General features: G+C 63.3%; 18 protein-coding genes. 11 read left to right on the top strand and 7 right to left on the bottom strand.

Annotated elements, in window-relative coordinates; genetic code table 11:
• Positions 1-18: 18 nt before the first annotated feature.
• Positions 19-2,658 carry a type VI secretion system ATPase TssH gene (gene tssH / locus RAD15_RS00870; RefSeq protein ID WP_458173449.1) on the top strand — a complete coding sequence of 880 codons (2,640 nt, stop codon included), beginning with the start codon at positions 19-21 and terminating at the stop codon, positions 2,656-2,658.
• Positions 2,659-2,663: 5 nt separating this feature from the next.
• Positions 2,664-4,250, top strand: coding sequence for a methyltransferase regulatory domain-containing protein (locus RAD15_RS00865; protein WP_458173447.1), 1,587 nt, complete (start codon positions 2,664-2,666; stop codon positions 4,248-4,250).
• 93 nt (positions 4,251-4,343) lie between these two features.
• Here RAD15_RS00865 and RAD15_RS00860 read toward each other — a convergent pair whose 3' ends face one another.
• Positions 4,344-4,973: a hypothetical protein gene (locus RAD15_RS00860; protein ID WP_458173445.1), complete on the bottom strand. Its 630-nt coding sequence runs from the start codon at positions 4,971-4,973 to the stop codon at positions 4,344-4,346.
• A 215-nt stretch (positions 4,974-5,188) separates the two neighbouring features.
• Between RAD15_RS00860 and RAD15_RS00855 the strand changes: the two genes are divergently transcribed.
• The gene (locus tag RAD15_RS00855; protein WP_458173443.1) at positions 5,189-6,067 is read left to right on the top strand and encodes a hypothetical protein; all 879 of its coding nucleotides are present in this window, start codon (positions 5,189-5,191) and stop codon (positions 6,065-6,067) included.
• 968 nt (positions 6,068-7,035) lie between these two features.
• On the opposite strand, the gene RAD15_RS00850 is transcribed toward RAD15_RS00855, so the two are convergent.
• Positions 7,036-7,797 (bottom strand): GntR family transcriptional regulator, encoded by a 762-nt coding sequence (locus RAD15_RS00850; protein WP_458174959.1) that lies wholly within the window; start codon positions 7,795-7,797, stop codon positions 7,036-7,038.
• A 77-nt stretch (positions 7,798-7,874) separates the two neighbouring features.
• Here RAD15_RS00850 and RAD15_RS00845 point away from each other — a divergent pair, with 77 nt between their 5' ends.
• The 8 genes from RAD15_RS00845 (at position 7,875) to RAD15_RS00810 (ending at position 17,461) form a co-directional block, all read left to right on the top strand.
• Positions 7,875-9,191, top strand: coding sequence for a M20 family metallopeptidase (locus tag RAD15_RS00845; protein WP_458173441.1), 1,317 nt, complete (start codon positions 7,875-7,877; stop codon positions 9,189-9,191).
• A 19-nt stretch (positions 9,192-9,210) separates the two neighbouring features.
• A complete protein-coding gene (locus tag RAD15_RS00840) occupies positions 9,211-10,758 on the top strand; it encodes an ABC transporter substrate-binding protein (protein ID WP_458173439.1) in 1,548 nt (515 codons plus the stop codon).
• A gap of 15 nt (positions 10,759-10,773) precedes the next feature.
• Complete coding sequence (locus tag RAD15_RS00835) at positions 10,774-11,721, top strand: ABC transporter permease (protein WP_458173437.1); 948 nt, start codon at positions 10,774-10,776, stop codon at positions 11,719-11,721.
• Positions 11,714-12,544 (top strand): ABC transporter permease, encoded by an 831-nt coding sequence (locus RAD15_RS00830; protein ID WP_458173435.1) that lies wholly within the window; start codon positions 11,714-11,716, stop codon positions 12,542-12,544. The genes RAD15_RS00835 and RAD15_RS00830 overlap by 8 nt, the downstream gene beginning before the upstream one ends.
• Positions 12,541-14,115, top strand: coding sequence for a nickel ABC transporter ATP-binding protein NikE (gene nikE / locus RAD15_RS00825; RefSeq protein WP_458173433.1), 1,575 nt, complete (start codon positions 12,541-12,543; stop codon positions 14,113-14,115). The genes RAD15_RS00830 and nikE overlap by 4 nt, the downstream gene beginning before the upstream one ends.
• A gap of 18 nt (positions 14,116-14,133) precedes the next feature.
• Positions 14,134-15,348, top strand: coding sequence for a M20 family metallopeptidase (locus RAD15_RS00820; RefSeq protein WP_458173431.1), 1,215 nt, complete (start codon positions 14,134-14,136; stop codon positions 15,346-15,348).
• 16 nt (positions 15,349-15,364) lie between these two features.
• Entirely contained in the window at positions 15,365-16,486 is a 1,122-nt protein-coding gene (locus RAD15_RS00815) for a M24 family metallopeptidase (protein ID WP_458173429.1), read from the top strand.
• Positions 16,487-16,600: 114 nt separating this feature from the next.
• Complete coding sequence (locus RAD15_RS00810; RefSeq protein WP_458173427.1) at positions 16,601-17,461, top strand: alpha/beta hydrolase; 861 nt, start codon at positions 16,601-16,603, stop codon at positions 17,459-17,461.
• Between the two features lie 106 nt (positions 17,462-17,567).
• On the opposite strand, the gene RAD15_RS00805 is transcribed toward RAD15_RS00810, so the two are convergent.
• From RAD15_RS00805 to RAD15_RS00785, 5 genes are read right to left on the bottom strand one after another with little or no spacing between them, the layout of a single operon-like run.
• The gene (locus tag RAD15_RS00805; protein ID WP_458173425.1) at positions 17,568-17,921 is read right to left on the bottom strand and encodes a Rieske (2Fe-2S) protein; all 354 of its coding nucleotides are present in this window, start codon (positions 17,919-17,921) and stop codon (positions 17,568-17,570) included.
• Positions 17,914-18,618: an ABC transporter ATP-binding protein gene (locus RAD15_RS00800; RefSeq protein WP_458173424.1), complete on the bottom strand. Its 705-nt coding sequence runs from the start codon at positions 18,616-18,618 to the stop codon at positions 17,914-17,916. The genes RAD15_RS00805 and RAD15_RS00800 overlap by 8 nt, the downstream gene beginning before the upstream one ends.
• The gene (locus RAD15_RS00795; RefSeq protein WP_458173422.1) at positions 18,611-19,393 is read right to left on the bottom strand and encodes an ABC transporter ATP-binding protein; all 783 of its coding nucleotides are present in this window, start codon (positions 19,391-19,393) and stop codon (positions 18,611-18,613) included. The genes RAD15_RS00800 and RAD15_RS00795 overlap by 8 nt, the downstream gene beginning before the upstream one ends.
• Positions 19,393-20,439 (bottom strand): branched-chain amino acid ABC transporter permease, encoded by a 1,047-nt coding sequence (locus RAD15_RS00790; RefSeq protein ID WP_458173420.1) that lies wholly within the window; start codon positions 20,437-20,439, stop codon positions 19,393-19,395. The genes RAD15_RS00795 and RAD15_RS00790 overlap by 1 nt, the downstream gene beginning before the upstream one ends.
• Complete coding sequence (locus RAD15_RS00785) at positions 20,436-21,308, bottom strand: branched-chain amino acid ABC transporter permease (RefSeq protein WP_458173418.1); 873 nt, start codon at positions 21,306-21,308, stop codon at positions 20,436-20,438. Before RAD15_RS00785 ends, RAD15_RS00790 begins: the two co-directional genes overlap by 4 nt.
• Positions 21,309-21,312: the final 4 nt, after the last annotated feature.

The following is a 21,312-nucleotide window of genomic DNA, read 5'->3' as shown; positions in this document are numbered from 1 at the left end:
TGAGCAGGAGGGGCTGCCGTGACCGACATCAGCATTGAAGCTGTAACGGGCAAGCTGAACCGGGCCGGCTATGATGCCTTCATACAGGCCCTGCGCCACGCCAAGAGCGCCGGTAATCGCAACGTCGAGCTTGCGCACTGGCTGTTTCATATCCTGCAGCAGGAACGCACGGACCTCAGCCTTTCGGTGGATCACTACAAGCTCGATCGGGCACGCTTGTTGTCGGACCTTGCCGGCGTCATCAATGGATTCCGCAAGAACGAAACCGACATGCCGGGTGTCGCCAATTCGGTCATCGATCTCCTGGATCGGGGCTGGCACTATGCGACGCTCTTCTTCGGCGAAACTCAGATCCGCACCGGCCATCTGCTGGTGGCAGGCCTGAAGTCGAACGATATCCGTCGTATCCTGAACAACCTCTCGCAGGAGTTCGCCAAGGTCAACGTCGACGCACTGGCCGCGGAGCGCCGCGCCATCTGGGCCGGCTCCGATGAGGAGACCATGCGGCCGATGGACGGCTCGGGACTGGTCGGCGCCGGCACGGAGGGCACGGGCCAGACCGGTCCCAAGGGAACGACACCGCTCGACCGGTTCTCCCAGGATCTCACCGCCAAGGCCAAATCGGGCCAGATGGATCCGATCCTCGGCCGGGATGACGAAATCCGACAATTGATCGACGTGCTGATGCGCCGGCGGCAGAACAATCCAATCCTCACCGGCGAGGCCGGCGTCGGCAAGACCGCCGTGGTCGAGGGCTTCGCCCAGCGTATCGCCGCGGGCGATGTACCGCCACCGCTACGCAATGTAAGGCTCTGCGCGCTTGACATCGGCCTGATGCAGGCCGGCGCTTCCATGAAGGGCGAGTTCGAACAGCGCTTGCGCTCGGTGATCGACGAGGTCCAGAGTTCGCCCACTCCCATCATCCTGTTCATCGACGAAGCCCACACGCTGATAGGCGCCGGCGGCGCGGCCGGCACGGGGGACGCGGCCAATCTCCTGAAACCTCCCCTAGCCCGTGGCACGCTGCGTACGATCGCCGCCACCACATGGGCAGAGTATCGCCAGTATATCGAGAAGGATCCCGCTCTCACGCGACGCTTCCAGTCGATCCAGATCGATGAACCTGATGTCGAGACCTGCTGTATCATGCTGCGCGGACTTCTCGGTCCAATGGAAAAGCACCACGGTGTTCGTATTTCAGATGCTGCAATCGTTGCAGCAGTCAACCTGTCGCACCGTTACATTCCATCACGACAGTTGCCGGACAAGGCGGTCAGCCTGCTTGACACCGCCTCGGCACGCGTGGCCATCAGCCAGAGCGCGACGCCAGCCCTGATCGAGGACACCCGCGTTGCGATTACCGCTCGAGAGACTGAAAGGTCGGCCCTCATCAGCGACGGCGATCTGGGGATCGAGGACAGCGAGCGCATTGTCGCGATCGACAGTGACATCGTAGTACTGAAGGAAAAGTTGACCAGCCTGGAAGCTGACTGGGCCTCGGAGCAGGAGCTCGTCAAGGACATCCGCAGCATTCGTGAGATCCTGTCCGAGCCCAAGGAAGGCCAGGATCCGGCTGCGAAGCGCGCGGAACTGCGCGGCAAGTTCGAGACGCTGGAGTGCATCAATCCGGAAAAACGGATGGTCTATGCCCATGTGGACCAGCAGTCGGTGGCCTCTGTCGTGTCTGACTGGACTGGCATCCCGGTCGGCCGGATGATGCGGGACGAGATCGAAACTGTGCTGAAGCTGCCGGAGATTCTCAACCGCCGCGTCGTCGGCCAGTCCCATGGGCTGACGATGATCGCCAAGCGAATTGAGACCAGCCGCGCCAAACTGGACAACCCGTCGAAGCCGATCGGCGTGTTCATGCTGGCTGGCCCGTCCGGGGTAGGCAAAACCGAAACCGCCCTGGCGCTCGCCGAGACCCTTTACGGCGGCGAGCAGAACATGATCACGATCAACATGTCGGAATTCCAGGAGGCGCATACCGTTTCGACATTGAAGGGTGCACCGCCCGGCTATGTCGGTTATGGCGAAGGCGGTCGCCTCACCGAGGCGGTTCGTCGTAAGCCCTACAGCGTCATCCTGCTCGACGAGGTGGAAAAGGCCCATCCCGACGTGCACGAGATATTCTTCCAGGTGTTCGACAAGGGAATCATGGAGGACGGCAATGGACGGCGGATCGACTTCAAGAACACCTTGATCATTCTGACCACCAACGTCGGCACTGATCTGATCATGGGCTTGTCGCGTGATCCAAAGTATCGCAGCGAGCCGGAAGAGCTCGCCAAGATGCTGAGACCGGAATTGCTGAAGGTATTTCCGGCAGCGCTTCTCGGACGCATCGTCTCGATTCCGTACTTCCCGCTCTCGGACGAGATGCTCGCCGGGATCGCCCGGTTGCAACTCGACCGGATCGGACGGCGCCTCCGCGACAATCACAACGCGGCCTTCAGCTACGACGATGCGGTCGTGGAGCACATTGTGTCGCGTTGCAACGATCCGGATTCCGGAGGGCGCATGATTGACAACATCATCACCAACACGCTGCTGCCGGAGCTGTCGCGCGAGTTCCTCAACAAAGCGCTTGCCAAGGAAGAAGTTAAGCAAGCACGGGTGTCGATCGAGAACGATAGGTTCGCATATTCGTGGAATTGAGGACGATGAACATCCAAAGTGAACATCGCCACCCGACCACCGGCCCCACACGATATGACGAGGTCTACTACCCCGGCCACGTCTACGGGCTTACTCATCCGAACCATCTCGCAACGATCGCTACCGTTTACGGCATGCGACCGGCGCCGGTCGAGCGCTGCCGGGTGCTGGAGCTCGGCTGCGGCGTTGGCGGCAACCTTTTGCCCATGGCCTTTCAATATCCGGACAGCGAATTCGTCGGTGTCGACCTCAGCGGCGTGACGATCGAGCGCGGCCAGCGAAACATCGCGACATTGGGCCTGAGCAACATCAAGCTCCTGCATTGCGACATCATGAATGTCGACGCAAGCTTCGGGCAGTTCGACTACATCATCGCACACGGCGTGTATTCATGGGTACCGCCTGCGGTGCGCGAGAAGATGATGACAATCTTCAAGCAGAACCTTGCCCCGCGCGGAATCTGCTACGTCAGCTATAACGCGCACCCGTTCTCGCATCTTCGGGACATGGTTCGCGACATGATGCGGTATCACACCCGTCGCCTCACCGGCATGAAGGAGAAGGTGGGACAGGCCCGGGCGATCCTGAAGTTCCTGAGCGAGGGCTCGAAGGCCAACTCGGTACACGGTGCGGTCATGCGCGACCAGTGCAACCGCGTTCTCAAGGCCCCCGATGAGCTGTTGTTTCACGACGATCTCGACGAAGGCGCCGAGGCTTTCTTGCTGCATGAGGTCGTCGAGGACGCAGGACGCCATGGTCTGCAATATTTGAGCGACGCTGATTTTTCACGACGCTATCTCGCCGGCTATTCCGAGGACGTCCGCGCGACGCTGCAACGCTTCCCGGAGAATGAATTCATGGCCCGCGACCAGTATCAGGACTTTATCGACGGTAACGGCTTTCGGCGTACGCTGCTCTGCCACGACAGCATTTCGCTCTCCCGCCAGGTCGACCTCGATTTCGTCACTCAGTTCCATTTGCTGAGCACCACCAGCCCGGTTCATTCCGATGCCTGCGTGAGCGACGATTCCGTGATGGAATTCGAGAACCATGACGGCAGCAGGGTCACCGTGACCAATCCGCTCTTGAAGGCTGCGCATTTATGTCTCGGCCGGGCCTGGCCCTGCGCATTGTCATTTGACGAGTTGCTCGATGGCGCCCGCACGCTTCTGGGCGGCCGGCAGGCGGATGATGACCAAAAGGTGCTGACGGAGGCGATGTTCATCCTGGCTTGCAGCGGCGAGGTCTCCTTCCTGCTATCGCGCCCCTTTCTTCTGAAAGAAGCTACCGACCGGCCGCAGGCGAGCCTGCTCGCGCGAAGACAGGCGCAAACAGGTCCGTTGGTCACCAACCTTCTCCACCAAACCGTGCAGTTGGAGGACGATCGGACCCGGGATTTCCTGCAGTTGCTCGATGGTGCTCGAACCATCGACCAGATCACTGCCGAGATGACCGAAAGATTTGGCCCGACAATCCGGGTAGACCGGAAGGATGGCGCCGGGGAGCCTGCCGATCAGTTGCTGCTGTCAGCGCGAGAGAGCGTTCAACGTTCGCTGGCGATGGTCGGCAAGCTGGGCTTATTGGTCGCCTGACGCGTTCAATGGCGTCGGCCTGCGGAAAAGAAGTAGCGGCGAAAAGACGAAAGCTCCTGCGGCTTTTTTTTTAACGGAGACAGTCCCGGCCGTTCAGCCATCGTGGGTGTATTGCTGGCCAAGAAGCCATCCGGTGACAATGCCTGCGGGACCGCTGGTATAGACCCCATCAAAGCCGACACCTGCGCGCAGCATTCGCCATTCACTTTCGCCGACCCAGGGAATTCCGGGATCCCCCTTCTGATATTGCGACAGCAGCGTTCGGGCGACCTCTGCGGCATTGGCGTAGATCGGCCCGTTGGCCCAACGAGGTCGCGGCAGACCTGTCATGCGGCAATAGAGCGCCGTGCAGACGTAGGCGGACGCCTCTTCAGCATTGGCGTCCAGGCCCGTGCGCAACAGATCGTAGGCCGCATGCAGGGCTTCGTGGACAATGTAGGCCTCGTCCATCCGCCCCGTCGCCGACACGACCTCCAGTGTGTTCGCCGCGACTGCCGTGCCGTCCGCTCGCGTTCGCGCGACATCGTTATATTGCGCTGCAACGCCCGCCGCGAGATCGGTCGGAACCCTGACGGTGACCTGCCCCAACCGGATCGCGCGTGCGACGTGATGGAAGGTTTGCGGCGCAATTGTTACGTGGCTGCCGCGGATAGGAAACCGGAAGCGAATGCGCGCGACCGCCGGTCCGTTGAGCACGTCTAGTACCCTGCTTCGCAGTGACATCGGATCGTCCTCGCTCCTGGCACTGCCCCACGTATGGTGGTCGGCACTTCCAGTTGGAAGGTTCAAAAGGCCTATGCGCCGGCATGACAGAAACTTTAGCGTCACCGGAAATGACCTAAGCGCGGCCGACAGCCTCATTGACCGAGTTGGCATTGAACCGGGACCCGTTCGGGCTAGACCAATCGAAGACTAGTCTCGACTCGGAGGGCGGCTCCGTGACGACCACCAACCCGACGACGACCGACACTTACCGGAAGATCGCGGCACGGCTGACCATGTTTCGGCCGCAGATCGACCTGGCGAACTACTTCGCGGGACCCAATCCGGATGTGCGCCTTTACGACGAAAAGCCCCACATCCGACACCAACTCGAGAAGTACGGTGTCGCTGCCGCGACGAACACGCTCGACGGCGTCACCTTCCTGCCCAACGATTGGGAGGGCCTGATCAAGAAGCTGCGCATAGCCAAGACGACGGACGGTTTCGACGCCTTCGCCGAAGGGAAGAGCCCGGAGAAGCCGTCGCATTGGGCCCTCGATCTGTCGATGGCCGCGACGATCGGCAAGGGGTTTCGAGAGATCTGGCGCCCGCAGCTGTCCGACAGGCCGCTCTCAACGCGGGACCTCCCGGGCCGGCACGGCTTCGGGCTTGGACGCGATCGCGGGCAGTGGAGCGACGCCTACAGTTCGCAATTCGGCAAGGACCCGAAGCCGCAAGACATCACCTCGCTGCATTTCGCGGTCGCTCCCGATCGAGTGAACGTTCACATCGACGAAACGGGCTTCGTGTTCGAAGGTGCAGACGGCGCGCTCACGGTCGGGCCGAATTTTGTGCATCACGCCGGTAATGAACTGCTCTGGAAGACCATCCTGCCACTGCCGCGTTGGGCGGCCGAACACATCGACCTGATCCTGCCGAATAGCGCGAATGACTTTTCGCGCGTGGGCATTTCGGTCGACATGTACCAGCGTAAGGACTTGCGCGTCACGGTCACCGGCTCCTGCGGAATTTTCGGCGGGTTCGAGTGCTCAGGAACGGTGAGTATTAGTGGAACGCACGATCTGCTCGGTTCGAAGCCGAAGGGCGCGCGCTGAAGTGGATTGCATTTCCGGAATTTTCGGACAGCCGGCGACGCGCCGAAGGGGCGCGCCCTGACCTGCTCGGAAGACTTTTTCATCTTTCCTGTGGTGAGACTTTTCTTGATCTGCCGGTGCACATGTCGTGCACACGCGGCCGTCTAACCAATTGAAATCTTTTAACCCTCGCTCCAATCCATCATGGGCGCGCAAGAAAATTTCCACCTTAAGTCATTCATTTAATTGATCTATTTTGTCTCCGCACAACCCTACAACGGATTGGACCGACTAGGAAATCCAGCGCGAACGAGCCTTATATAATCTGCCTTTCTCTAGAACCATATTACTTGGGCGGAGGTCAAAACGCCAAATCTCTATTCTCCAGTGCACACGTGGTGCACACGAAAACCCCAGTGCACACGTGCGACGACACTCCCCCAGTGCCGCAGAAAAATTGACGCATTGCCGCAGGAGCCATTCTTCTTTCCATTCACATTGCAACGCGAGCGACGCGGGTTCAACCGAAATTAGGAATCCGTTTTGGCAACGAAGTCAGCGTTGATCCAATGCTTCGAGGGATAAATCACATGCGCCGCAACATGAGCGAAGTTGCGGAAGCGCCTCAATAGAACGTGAGAGACATGATGAAATTGGATCACACAGCCGATCGATCGAGAGCGTGTCGGATAACATGCGCGTGGGGGAGCACTGTACTATTGCGATCGATTCCGCGTGCGGTCGGCCTGGATACGTCTGAAAAGCGTTGAGTTATACTCATTCGCGAAATGAGTATAACTCCGCGCGTGCGTCGATGAATCTGGGCCAAGACCGCGGTTGCACTCTGGCTCCTGACAAAGGCAAAGGTCACACGTACGAATCGTGTCGGGCGCGCCAGTTTTTCCTTCTTTTGCCGGACGATATGCGGGCTCGGGGTGAAGGTCCACCTCCGACTCATTCGAGCGAGTAAGCGGAAAATCCCAGCGCCCTCAGCGAATCTCGTTCACATAATGATGATGCGCAGTCGTGGCCCGGTGCTCGCTCAGAAGCGCGAGCGCACCGGCTTGATCGTACGCCTCCTCGCGGATCACCAGAACCGCGCTCGGAGAAGCTAGGCCAAGCAGGCGCCGATCTTCTTTGTCGGCGAGCTCCGCCAGGAGCTTCTCTCGCACCGCAGCGATACGAATGCCGTAGGCATCGAGCAAATGGAGATAGAGCAGCGCGGGCACGCTCGCCGCTTTGCGCGGAAACTCGGGCACGCGGCGCGCAACAAGCCGTATCCGCGAATGCATCACCGGCACGCGGCCGACGCGTCGCACGCGATGGAGACAGAGCAGCGGCTCGCCGACAGCTTCCGTGAACAGCACGGCCTCCTCCGCACTGGCAGGCCGCAGCAGCAGGGACAGAACTTCGGGAACGGAACGCTGGAGGCTTCCGTTCTCGCCGTGCAGCCGGAAATATTGGAAGAAAAAGCGCAGACTGTGTTGCGGCGCGCGGCCCGTCACCACCGTCCCGGTCTTGCGCCGGCGCACCAGCATGCCGTCGGCGGTCAGGTCCGCCAATGCGCGGCGGATGGTACCGACCGCAACGCCATATCGTGCGGCGAGCGCAACTTCGCCGGGCAGTACTGTGCCGGGAGACATTTCGCCAACCAGGATTGCCTCCGCAATCTGCCGCTTGACGTGCTCGTATAACGGAACTGGCAGGCTCGATGGGTCGCTCACCGCCGCCTTTGCCTGTTTACCGGTCACACCTGCCTCATTCTTTGGAATTGACAGCCATCGGCTCCACCTATTTCTATATAGAATATAGAAATGAGCCGCCGCAAATGGTTTCTCCACCACCAAGTCCAGGACGAGCGAGCCCGACACTCACCGACGGCTTCGCCGAAATCGAGCGCACCGCCGAACATGCGGTCGACGATCTTGCGCGGATGGTGGCGGTCGACACGACCTTCCCGCCAGGTGCGGGATACGAGGTCTTTGCGGGATTGATGCAGAGCGCCGTCTCAGCGCTCGGCCTCGACTCGCAGCGCGTCGATGTGCCCGAGCATTTGTGGCATGTGGCCGGCGGCCCAGCGCATGGGCGCAGAACCAATCTCATCGCGCGCCGCCACACCGGCAAGCCGGTCCTCGGGCTCTATTTCCATGTCGACACCGTGCCGGCAGCACCCGGCTGGACCACCAACCCATTCCAGCTGACCCGCGACGGCGATCGCCTGATCGGCCTTGGCGCCGCCGACATGAAGGGCACCATCGCTGCCGTGCTGCTGGCGCTGCGCGCGGCCGACACGATCGGCCTTCCGCTCGGTTACGACCCGATGCTGCTGCTCTGCACCGATGAGGAAGGCGGACTTTACCCGGGCGTCCGCTATCTCGCCGAGCAGGGCTTGCTCGAAGGCCACATTCTCAATTTCAACGGCGCAGCCGCACCGCGCGTCTGGGCCGGATGCTTCGGCCTCTTCACGCTTCTCCTGCGTATCCACGGCAAGACGGCTCACGCCAGCGCAGCCCGGAGCGCCGGCACGAGCGCCAACGCCATCGAGGCAGCGCTGCCGATCCTCAATGCGCTTGCGGTGCTGAAGCCCAAAATCGCCGCGCGGACGTCCGCCCTACCCGCGCCGCCGCATGCGACGCATCCGCTCGCGGCGCAGCTCGATATTTCCGCCGCCCATGGCGGCCAATGCGGTGGCCAGATTCCTTCCCTGTTCGAAATCCTCGTCTGCCGACGCTATGCGCCGGAGGACGATTTTCAGGCGGCGCGCGCCGAGATCGAGAGTGCCATCGCCGCGGCTGCGCCTGGAGCCGACGTCGAGGTGCTTCTCACCGGTCATCTGATGCCGACCTCCGACCCAACGGGCCCGCACTGGCCGCGCTGGCAGGAGGCTATGTCAGCCGGGTTCGGCTACGCGCCGGACGAGTTCGCCAAATGGGGCGCAACGAGTTGTTCCGATTTCGGCTGGGTGCAGCAGACCGGCATGCAGGAAATTCTGCTGACCGGGCTAGGCCGGCCCGATAACCAGGTTCACGCACCCGGCGAATTCACCACACGCACCGACATCGTCGCACTGGCGAAAGCGGTCCTTGCCTATCTGTCCGCCGAATTCCGTCCAGACCTGTCTCCCGAGACAGCCGTCGTCCACTGATTTTAGGGAGCACGCCCACATGCTGTCCATCACGCGTCGTCACTTCCTCGCCGGAACCGCGATCGGCCTCGCCATCTTGCCGAGGATCGCCCTCGCCGAAGCCCCTAAGCGCGGCGGTGTCCTGCGGATGTCGATCGACCAGGCAGCATCGGTCATCCATCCGATGCAGGCGCGCGTCAATCCGGAATACCTCGTCACCGAACTGCTCTACTCCAACCTCACCCGGCTGAAGCCGGACATGACCGTCGAGCCGGACCTCGCTTTGTCATGGGAGCCGAACGCGGCACTGACCGAATGGACCTTCAAGCTGCGTCCGGGCGTGACGTTTCACGACGGCTCGCCACTGACTGCCGACGATGTCGTCGCCACCATCAACGCCATCCTCGATCCGAAGACCGCCTCCCCCGGTCGCACCAATGTCGGTCCGATCAAGGAGGTCGCCGCAGTCGATCCCTTGAGCGTCAAGTTCACGCTCTCCGGCGCCTATGCCGATCTGCCGGTTGCGCTCACCTACCTCAACGCACGCATCGTCCCCGCCAAGGTCGTCACCGGCGACCTCGCCAGTCTCTCGACCACCGCCAACGGCACCGGCCCCTTCAAGCTGACTTCCTATGAACCCGACCGCCGGATCATCGTCGAGCGCAACCCCGCCTACTACGACCCGATGCGCCCCTATCTCGACCGCATCGAGCTGCTGGTCTATCCGGATCGCACCGCCGAAGCCTCTGCGATGATCTCCGGCGAGATCGACCTGCTGCTCACGACGACGCCAGGCGAATATGAGCGCCTCGTGAAGACAAATGGCGTCGAGGCGCTGCGCACGCCGTCCGGCCAGTTCCTCAATGTCAATCTTGGCTGCGACCAGAAACCGTTCAACGACGTGCGCGTTCGCCAGGCGTTGGCCCTGGCCGTCGATCGCGAGGCGACCGTCGGCTTCGTTGCGGGCGGCTACGGCACGCCGGGAAACGACACGCCACTCAGCTCCGCCTATCACTTCTACAAGAACATTCCTCTGAAGAAGCCCGATATCGCCAAGGCGAAGCAGCTGCTGGCCGAGGCAGGTTACCCCAACGGCATCGACCTGACGCTGATCGCCTCCGACAGGCCGGCAACCCGCACCCAGCTCGGCGTTGCCGTCCGCGAAATGGCGGCAGCCGCCGGCTTCCGCATCAACGTGCAGACCATGCCGCACGCCACCTATCTCGACCAGGTCTGGAAGAAGGGCAATTTCTACGTCGGCTTCTACAACATGCAACCGACGGCGGACGCCATCTTCAACCTGCTCTACACGTCGAACGCGGCCTGGAACGAGACGCGCTGGAACAACAGTGAATTCGACGCCGTCATCAATGCCGCACGCGTCGAGAACGACGAGACCAAGCGCACCGCGCTTTACGCCAAGGCGCAGGACCTGATGAACGCCGAAGTCCCGACGGTGATTTCGGCGTTCTTCGACCTGCTCGCGGCACAACGCTCCTACGTCGACGGCTACGTCCTCCATCCGCGCGGATCGGTGTTCCGCCTCGACATGGTCTCGCTCGGTGCCGGCGCGCCGAAGCGCGCCTGAGGCCGGGGTCATCCGGTGTCGCTCGCCTGGTTTGCACGCCGCCTTGTGCTGATGGGCTACACAATCATCGTGGTCTCGTTGCTGGTGTTCGCCATCACGCAGATCCTGCCGGCGGATGCGGCCCAGTCGCTGCTCGGGGAAAACGCAACGCCCGAGGTGCTGGCTGCACTCCGTGCCAAGCTCGGGCTCGGTGATCCCGCCTGGCTGCAATATGCGCACTGGGCCGGCCACGTTTTCACCGGCGATTTCGGCGTCTCGATGCGCACGAGCCAGCCGGTCGGTCCGGAAATGCTGGCTGCGCTGTCGCGCTCACTGTTGCTTGCGGCTTCATCCATCCTGGTCACGCTCGTCATCGCCGTGCCCCTCGGCGTCATCGCCGCATTGCGCCAGGGCAGGCCCGCCGACACCGGCGTCAGCCTGATCGCCTATCTCGGCGTCTCGCTGCCGGAATTCGTCACCGCGACGCTCCTTGCCCTCCTGCTGGCCGATACGCTGCATTGGCTGCCGGCGACCGGTTACGTCTCGCCGATCGAGGATTTCTGCGGCGGCATCCGTCATCTGGCGCTGCCGGTCCTCACCGTCTCGGTGATCCTGATCGCCCACGTCATGCGCATGATGCGCTCCGAGACGCTCGACGTGCTGAAATCCGACTATATCCGCGCCGCGCGGCTGAAGGGGCTGCCTGAACGGACCGTGCTGTTTCGCCATTGCCTGCGCAACGCGCTGCTTCCGGTGGTGACCATCATCGCGCTCGATGTCGGCTACCTGCTCGGCGGCATCATCGTGATCGAGGAGATCTTCGCCATTCCCGGCATCGGTCGAGCCCTGATGGTCGCCATCACCACGCGCGACCTGCCGTCGATCCAGGCCGGCGCACTGATCATGGCGACGACCTATGCCCTCACCAACACGCTGGCCGACATGGCCTATGCGCTTCTCGACCGGCGGATCCGCTATGATTGAGCCGTTCGTCCGCCTGATGCGGAAGCCCCAGGGCTTTCTCGGGATCGTGCTGCTGGCGCTGGTCGCGCTGGCCTGCCTGTTCGGGCCGGCATTGGCGCCTTATGCGCCGGAGAAGATCGATTTTCTCGGCAGGTTCCGCGCGCCCGGCTGGCAGAACTGGCTTGGCGCGGATCAATTCGGCCGCGACATCCTGAGCCGCCTGGTGATCGGAGCGCGGTCGACCGTGCCGATGGCACTCCTCGCAACCGTCGTCGGCAGCGCGGCCGGTGCGATCGTCGGCGTTGGCTCTGCCTATCTCGGTGGACGCGCCGACGAAACGATCATGCGCACCAATGATGCTGTGATGGCGATCCCGGGCCTTCTGATGGCCCTGCTCCTGGTTTCCACCCTCGGCAACGGCACGGGCAACGCAGTCGTTGCGATCGCGATTGCCTTTGCCCCCGGCATGGCGCGGGTCACGCGCTCGGTCGCGCTCAACATACGCAATCAGGACTACGTGAAAGCCGCAATCGCGCGCGGCGAAGGCGCGCTGTGGATCATCTTCCGCGAGATGCTGCCCAACGTCATGGCGCCGATCGTGATTGAATCCACCATCCGCGTATCCTTCGCCGTGATGCTGTTCGCGACGCTGAGCTTCCTCGGCGTCGGCGCCCAGCCCCCGGCATCCGAATGGGGGCTCATGGTGGCGGATGCACGCCAATACATGCACCAGGCGCCGTGGGGGCTGATCGCGCCATCGGCTGCGATCGCACTCACCGCCATTGCCTTCAACCTCGTCGGCGACGGCCTTCGCGACGCCCTCAATCCGAAGGACGAGCGATGACCCCGGCGCTTTCGATCCGGAACTACACGCTCGATTACATCACGTCCGCCGGACCGGTGCGTGTGCTGGACGACATCTCGCTCGAGATCGCGCCGGGCGAGGTGCTCGGGCTCGTCGGCGAATCCGGATCCGGCAAGAGCTCGCTTGCCTGGGCGCTGATGCGCCATTTGCCGGCCAATGCCCGGGAGGCCACGGGCTCCTTACGGCTCGGCGATGTCGACCTTCGACGTCTCGGCCCGCGCGAGCTCACCGCGATCCGGGGACGCCGCATCGGCATGGTGTTTCAGGACCCCTCGACCGCACTCAACCCGACGCTGACCATCGGCACGCAGATCACCGAGGCGCTGATCCGGCATCGTGGCCTCAAGCCGCGCGATGCCGCGGCACTCGCCATCGACCTGCTCGGTCATGTCGATCTCAACAATCCGGCCGCGATCATGCGCCGCTATCCGCATGAAATTTCCGGCGGAGAAAAACAGCGTGTCGTCATTGCTACGGCGTTCGGCTGCCGGCCTGACGTGATCCTGTTCGACGAGCCGACCACGGCACTCGACGTCATCACTGGCGCACGCATCCTCGAACTGTTCGCACGGCTGCGGCAGGAGACGGGCGTCGCCGCGCTCTATATCTCCCATGATCTCGCGCTCGTGACGCGGGTCGCCGACCGGGTCGTAGTCCTGAAGCGCGGCCGCCTGGTCGAACAGGCAGCAGCCGCCGAGATTTTCCGCGCGCCGCGTCACGCCGAGACGCGCGCCCTCGTGGACGCCGTTCCGAGGCCCGAACGCCGTCTCGTCCAGGACAGGCCGCGCGACGATGTCCTGCTTACGGCCTCGGACATCGAAGTTCACTATGGCAGCACCGGGCTGTTCCGCGTTGCTTCCCCGCCGGCGACAAAGAAGATCGGACTGGATATCCGCGCCGGCGAGATCCTTGGTCTCGTCGGTGAATCCGGTTCGGGCAAGTCGTCGATGGCGCGCGCGCTCACCGGGCTTGCCCGCTTCTCGGGCAAAATCTCCTTCGACAATCAGGTGATCCAGGCCGCGCATGACATGAACGCCGCCTATCGCCGCGACGTGCAGATCGTGTTCCAGCATCCGGATTCCTCGCTCAATCCGCGTCACAGGATCGACAAGATCCTGTCGCGCCCCCTCAAGCTCTATGGCGGCAATATTGCCGACATTCCGCGCCTGCTCGATCAGGTCCGCCTGCCGGCATCCTACGCCGACCGCTGGCCGCACCAGCTTTCGGGCGGCGAGAAGCAGCGAATTGCCATCGCACGAGCCTTCGCGGCGCGGCCGAGGCTCGTGATCTGCGACGAGATCACGGCGCCGCTCGACGTGTCCGTCCAGGCCCAGATCATCGAACTGCTGCTCGCACTGCGCGAGCAGACCGGTACCGCCTTCCTCTTCATCACCCACGATCTCAACCTGATCCGCCAGATCGCTCACCGTATTGCGGTGATGCGCCGGGGTGAGATGGTCGACCTGCTCCCCATCGAAGATTTCGATGCGGATCACATTCATCCCTACACCCGCGAACTGATGGCCGCCTCCCCGGTACCGGTCGGGTGACGACAAGGATTGGCTTCGATGGATCACAATGCACTTCTCGCCCGGATCGACATTCCGGCCGCCCTCGATCTCTTGTCCCGCATGGTCCAGCACAAGAGCTACTCGAAGTCGGATGGAGAGAGGCAGCTCGCCGCGTTCATGGCCGCCCGCATGCGCGAGATCGGCCTCGAGACCGAACTCGCCTCCTTCGGCGATGACGGGCGCGTCAACGCTGTCGGGCGCTGGAAAGGCGCCGGCGGCGGCAAGAGCCTGCTGTTCAACGGCCACCTCGACACCAACCCCGTGACCGAGGGCTGGACTGTGGACCCCTGGGCCGGCAAGGTCGACGACGCCTTCATCTACGGCATCGGCGTCTCCAACATGAAGGCCGGCGACGCCGCCTATTTCTGCGCCGTCAAGACGTTGATCGATGCCGGCGTCAAGCTCAAAGGCGACGTCAGCCTGACCTATGTGGTTGGTGAGCTGCAAGGCGGCGTCGGCACCTACTCGCTGGTCGAGCAAGGATTGCGCGCGGACTATTTCATCAATTCGGAGCCGACCGATCTGAAGGCGATGACCATGCACGCGGCCGCCTTCATGTTCATCATCGAATTGACCGGCAACACCCGTCACCTGTCGAAGCGCGAAGAGGCGGTCGATGCGATCACCGCCGCATGCGACCTCATTCCGCGCCTCAATGCGATGAAATTCTCCGGCGCACTCTCGCCGGACCATGAAGGCATCAATCGCGTCCATGTCGGCGTCGTCCACGGCGCGCTCGGCCGCGAATTGCACGAGTGGCGCGCGCCCCAGGTCGCCGACTATGTGCGGATCAAGGGCTCAGGCCGCTATGCGCCGGGCCAGACCGAGGCCGGAGCGCTGGCCGACATGCGCCGCGAGCTTGACGCGCTCGAGACCCGTTTCCCTGGCCTCAAGGCCGAGATCATGTCGGAGGATCGCGCCGGCGTGCCCACCATGCCGCCGTTCGAGGTGGCGCGCACGAGCCCGATCGTGGCTGCCATCAACCGCGCTTATCGCGCGGTGCGCGGCGAAGACCAGCCGACTGGGCCGGTCACGCCGAGCTGCTTCTACGGCACCGACGCCGGCCATCTGCACTATTTCGCCGGCATGGAGGGCATCGTCTGCGGCCCCGGCGGCCGCTACAACACGATGCCCGATGAACGCGTCGACATCGTCGATTTCGTCGACATGATTCGCATCTACATGCTCGCCATTCTGGAGATTTGCGGCTAGCCGGTGGTGAATTCCGATGTTGTTTCCGAAAGACGAATATGAAGCGCGCGTGGCGCGCGTGCGCGAAGAGATGGCTGCGCGCGAACTCGATCTCCTGATCATCGACCAGAGCGAGTTCCTCGCCTATCTCACCGGCTTCCTGATCTCGGAGAATATGTACCGGGCCTGCCTGCTGCCGCGCGATGGCGAGCCGATCATGATTCTTCGCGCCGTCGATCTCGGCCCGTTCAGCGAAAGCTCGTGGCTGTCGCGCTCCATCGCCTTCGCCGATTGGGAAGACCCGATCCAGGTGCTCGCCGACACCATCCGCAGCCTCGGCTACGCGAAGGGCCGCGTCGGACTCGACGAAGACTCCTATTGCATGCCGCTTTCTCGCTTCAAGCGACTGTCGGCGCAACTGCCGGACGCGCGCTTTGTCGACTTTGCCGGCGTGATGGCCCTGCTCCGCGCCAGGAAGAGCGCAAGGGAAATCGCCGTGCTGCGGCGCGCCGCTGGGATCGGCGATCTCGGCATTGCAGCGGCGCTCAAAGCCTCCGGAGAGGGCAAGTCAGCCCGCGACGCGGCGGCGGCCGTCTATCAAGTGTTCATGCAGGAAGGTGCAGACGCTGCACGTGCGGGTATCATTACGGCGGGAGTCGGAAACGCGTTCCTGCATGGCGGGCTGACCAAGCAGCCTCTGGCACGGGGCGACATCCTGCATGTGGAGCTCCTGCCCTATATCGACGGCTACAGCGCCCGCCTGATGCGCTCGGCCGTGATCGGAGAGATCGAGACTCACCGATCGCAAATCGCCCGGCGCTTGATCGAGATCCAGGACCGGCAGTTCGAGGCCATGAAACCGGGGGCCAGCGCCGCCGATGTCGATGCACTGGCAAGACATGCCATGCTCGCCGGCGGGCTGCGGCCCGACTATCCCAACATCACTGGCTATGCGCTCGGCTGCTATCCACTCCACACGCCGCGCACCAGTGATTTCTCGCGCGTCTTCCTGCCCTCGGCGGATTGGAAGCTTGAGGAAGGCATGGTGTTTCACATGTACGTTTCCGCCGACGGGCTCGCGCTGAGCGAGACTGTGCTGGTCACGGAAGACGGGCACGAGTGCCTGACTCGATCGCCGCGGCAGGTGTTTCAGGTCTGAAAACCTTACTCGCCTTGTCCAATCTGGACACGGCTGATCTAACACCTCAATGGATGGTGAATAGCCGGCCCAAATTGAACCACGGTGCCATCCAGGGCCGCATCGGAGAGTTTTATGGTTGAGAACGCTCATTCGACAGTTCGGTCGCTCGACCCCCGTGCCAGGTGGTCCGAGCTTTCCCAGGCGGAACGCGACGCCGCCTATGACAACAACGGGGCCGTCAAGAACAGCGCGGCCCTGATCGCCGAGCGCAATGAAGCTTCGGGCCGGCTGCGCGGCACGCTGACATCCCGTCTCGACCTGCCTTACGGCGAGCGCGCGAACAACAAGATCGACCTCTACCCGGCCGCGAGGCCCGATGCGCCCTGCCTGGTGTTCCTGCATGGCGGCTATTGGCAGCGCAATTCGCGCGAATTGTTCGCCATGCTGGTCGAAGGCATTGCCGCGCACGGCTGGTCGGTCGCCATTCCCGGCTATTCGCTCGCGCCCGAAGTATCCCTGACCGACATCGTCTCCGAAATCCCGCGTGTACTCGACTGGCTCGCCGCGCACGGCCCGTCCTGCGGCATCGCCGGGCCGGTCGTGCTGTCGGGCTGGTCCGCAGGCGCCCACCTCGTGGCGATGGCACTGGACCATCCGCGCGTCCATGCGGGGCTGGCGATCTCAGGCGTCTATGATCTCGCTCCGATCCGCGATACCGGGCTGAACAATGCGCTGAAGCTGACGGACGAAGAAATTGCCGCCCTCTCGCCGCTTCGCCTGTCCGTGACGCGGAAGCGGCTCGACATCGCTTATGGCGGCAACGAGTTGCCGGCCCTCGTGTGCGATTCAATCGATCTCCACGAGAAGCGCGCGGCCGCGAAAGCACCGGGCAGGCTCATCCCGGTCGCAGGCGCGGACCATTTCACCATTCTCGAGGCGCTCCGTCGCCCTGATGGCAGTCTGGTCGACGCTGCCCGCGCGCTGCTGGACTAAAAAATGCGAAAACAACCCCATGCACAGTAGAACACCCTTGTTTTCAAAAGACAATTCGCGCCGCGCATCCCTTTGACACGTCGGGCAAAACAGGAGCATGATGGCATCATCGCGGGGATCGTCGCTCCCCTGCCTCGATCCACACCTGCTCTTCCCTGACCTGTACCGGATAGAGCCGCAACGGCGGACTTGGCCAACCTGCAGATATCTGACCGTCGCGCAAATCGAACGAAGCCGCATGGCGTGGGCAGAACAGCCGTCCCGACATCACCTGCCCGAGACCGAGATCCGCCTGTTCGTGTGGGCAGGCGCGCTCGCAGGCGGTGACATCGCCATCGTTCCAGACGACGAGCACATCAATTTCGTCCACGCGTACGCGGATGATCGTCTCTGCCTTCAGCCGGTCGAGATCGCAGACCGCAGTCCATCCCTGCTCCGGACGGGTGGCTTCGTCATCCACCGAGATAGGCCTTCCGCACATGCTCGTTCTCGATCAGCTCCGAACCGGCGCCCGACAGCACGATGCGGCCGTTCTCGAGCAGATAGGCATGGTCGCACATCTCGAGCGCGGCGAAGGCGTTTTGCTCGACCAGCAGCACCGTGGTGCCGGCATCGCGAATGCCGCGGATGATCGCAAAGGTACGTTCGACGATGTTGGGGGCGAGCCCGAGCGAGGGCTCGTCGAACATGATCAGTCGTGGCCGCGACATCAGGGCGCGCCCGATCGCCAGCATCTGCTGTTCCCCGCCGGACAGTGTGCCCGCCGCCTGCCGGCGCCGCTCGGCGAGCCGCGGGAATTCCGTGTAGATACGATCGCGATCGGCCGCGAGCTCGCTCGAACCACGACGGAGGTAGGCCCCCATGTCGAGATTTTCCTCGACGCTCATGTGCGGAAACACCCGCCGCCCTTCGGGGCAATGCGCGATCCCGCTCGCCAGCACCCGCGGCGGCCTGGCGCCGGTGATGTCGATGCCCTCGAACCGCATCTGCCCGGAGCGCGGCGGCACGAGGCCGGAGATCGCGCGCAGCGTCGTGCTCTTGCCGGCGCCGTTGGCGCCGATCAGCGCGACCAATTGTCCGGCTTTCACGTCCAGCGAGATGCCGCGCAGCGCGGTTACGCCGCCATAGGTGCAGACCATGTCGCGGATCTCAAGCACGCCCCGCTCCATGTCCGAGATAGGCCTCGATCACCGCGGGATCGTTGCGGATCACGTCGGGCGTTCCTTCGGCGATGATGCGGCCATAATTGAGCACCACGATGCGGTCCGAGACCGTCATCACCATCGGCATGTCATGCTCGACCAGCAGGATCGTGATGCCGCGGTCACGAACGCCGCGGATCAGCTCGACGAAACGATGCGTCTCCGAGGCGTTCATGCCCGAGACCGGCTCATCGAGCAGCAGCATCGAGGGCTCTGCCGCGAGCGCCAGCGCGACCCCGACGAGACGCTGCTCGCCATAGGAAAGCGAGCCGGCCGCATCGTGCGCGCGACGTTCGAGACCGACCCATTCGATCAGCTCGCTCGCCCGCTGCCGCAGCTTGCGCTCCGAGGCACGCACGCCGGGCAGGCCGAGAATGGCGTCGAGCAGCCGGACCCTGCCCTGGCGATGCAGCCCGATCAGGAGATTGTCGTAGACGGTGTCGTTCGGGAAAACGCTGGTGCGCTGAAAGGTACGGATCAAGCCGAGATCGGCGATCTGATGCGGCTTGAGGCCGGTGAGCGTGGTGCCCTGATAGGTGACGCGGCCTGCGCTCGGCTCAAGAAAGCCCGTCATGACGTTGAATGCGGTGGTCTTGCCGGCGCCGTTCGGCCCGATCAGGCTGACGATCTCGCCCTCGCCGACGGTAAAACTCATGTCGGAGATCGCAACCAGCCCGCCGAAACGGACGGCGACCTGGTCGATCGTCATGGCAACGGTGCGCGCCGTCATCACGCCGGCTCCTTGGCGCCGGTTTCAGTGAGCGCGACCGGCGCCAGCGCCGTCGTCCCGCCCCGCCGCCTGGCAAATCGCTGCACGAGCGAGGGCACGATGCCGCGCGGCAATACGAACAGGATGGCCATGAGCACGCCGCCATAGGCGATCCACTGCGCCTCCGGCGCCATGACGGGACGCAGCGCGACCGGCAGCAGCCCGAAGATCAGGCCGCCGACGACGGGCCCGGCCAGCGATCCCTTGCCGCCGCTGATGACCATGATCACCATGGTCACGGTGTTGATGAAGGCAAACACTTCGGGATCGATGATCCGGATATAGTGCGCATAGAGGCTGCCGGCTGCGCCGGCGATCGCAGCCGAGATCACCGCCGCGAGCGTCAGCGTCTTCGTGACATCGATGCCGACCGAGACCGCGAGCGTCTCATTCTCCATCAGCCCACGCATCGCGCGGCCGAAATGGGAATGAACGAGGCGTGCGATCAAGAGATAGGCGATGAGCGCCACCACCAGCACCAGATAGTAGTTCTGGAATTTCGTGCGCAGCGTCATCTCACCGAAACCGGGCAACGGCAGCGCAAGGGAGGGAATGTTGGTCAGCGCCAGCGGGCCCTGCGTCAGCTCGACCCAGTTCAGCGCGACCAGCCGGACCACTTCGGCGAAGGAGATCGTGACGATGACGAAATAGGCGCCGCGGACGCGGAACGAGAGCAGGCCGACGAAATAGCCGCACAATCCGGCGATGATGATTGCCAGCGCGAATCCGACGATCGGTGGCCAGGGTTCGTGAACCAGGCGCCAGCCTCCGGGCAGGCCGATGTCGAAGCCGAGCGACGTCAGCGCGCTGACATAGGCGCCGATGCCGAAGAAGGCGATGTGGCCGAGGCTGAGCTGGCCGGTGAAGCCAAGCAGCAGATTGAGGCTCATCGCGCCGATGACGAAGATGCCGGTCGTGATCAGAGCATTCAGCAGATAGGGATCGCGCAGCCAGAGCGGCACCGAGGCAAGCGCTGCGACCGCGAAGATGGTGACGACGATCTTCATCCGACGCGCTCCGCGCGCGCGAACAGGCCGGTCGGCTTGAAGATGAGGACCGCGATGATGATCAGGAAACCCATGGCGTCGCGGTAGCCGGACGAGACGTAGCCGGCGCCGAGCTCTTCGGCCAAGGCCAGGATGAAGCCGCCGACCACCGCGCCCGTGATGTTGCCGAGACCGCCGAGGATGACGATGGCGAAGGCCTTGACGGCGGCCAGATCCCCCATCTGCGGGAAGATCACGTAGACCGGTCCGAGCAGAGCCCCCGCGGCGGCGGCAAGGCTGGAGCCGATCGCAAAGGTCGAGGTGTAGATCATGTCGACATTGACGCCCATCAGCGAGGCCGTGTCCTCGTCCTGGAACGTCGCCCGCATCGCGCGGCCGAGGCTCGTCCTGTTGATTAGGAGGTACGTGACCAGGATCAACAGAGCCGCGGCGGCAAGCACGAAGAGGCGCAGCCAGGACACGGACACCGGCCCGAGCACCAGCGGCGCCTCGGGAAACGGAGTTGTTACAGATTTGGCGACCCCGCCCCAGATCCACAGCGTACCCGACTGCATCGCGATCCAGGCGCCGATCATCACCAGCATGGTGGTGTCGATGTCGGAGCCGCGCAGCGGCCGCAACAAGGTCAGCTCGATGGCCGCACCCAGCAGCCACCCCGCCAGCACGGCGACTGGCAGCGCAAGAAAGAAGTTCAGCCCGAGCTGCTGCACCACGATGAACATGACGTAGGCGCCGAACGTGTAGAGCACGCCGTGCGTGAAGTTCACGACGTTCATGATGCCGAAGATCAAGGTCAGCCCGATGCCCAGCAGCGCATAGGTGCCGCCGAGCACGAGCATGTTGACCAGATGCTGGAGAAACTCGCTCAAGACG

This window comes from Bradyrhizobium sp. 14AA, assembly GCF_054185205.1.
Note: the sequence above shows the minus strand (reverse complement) of the source record. Positions and strands in the feature narration are given on the sequence as shown.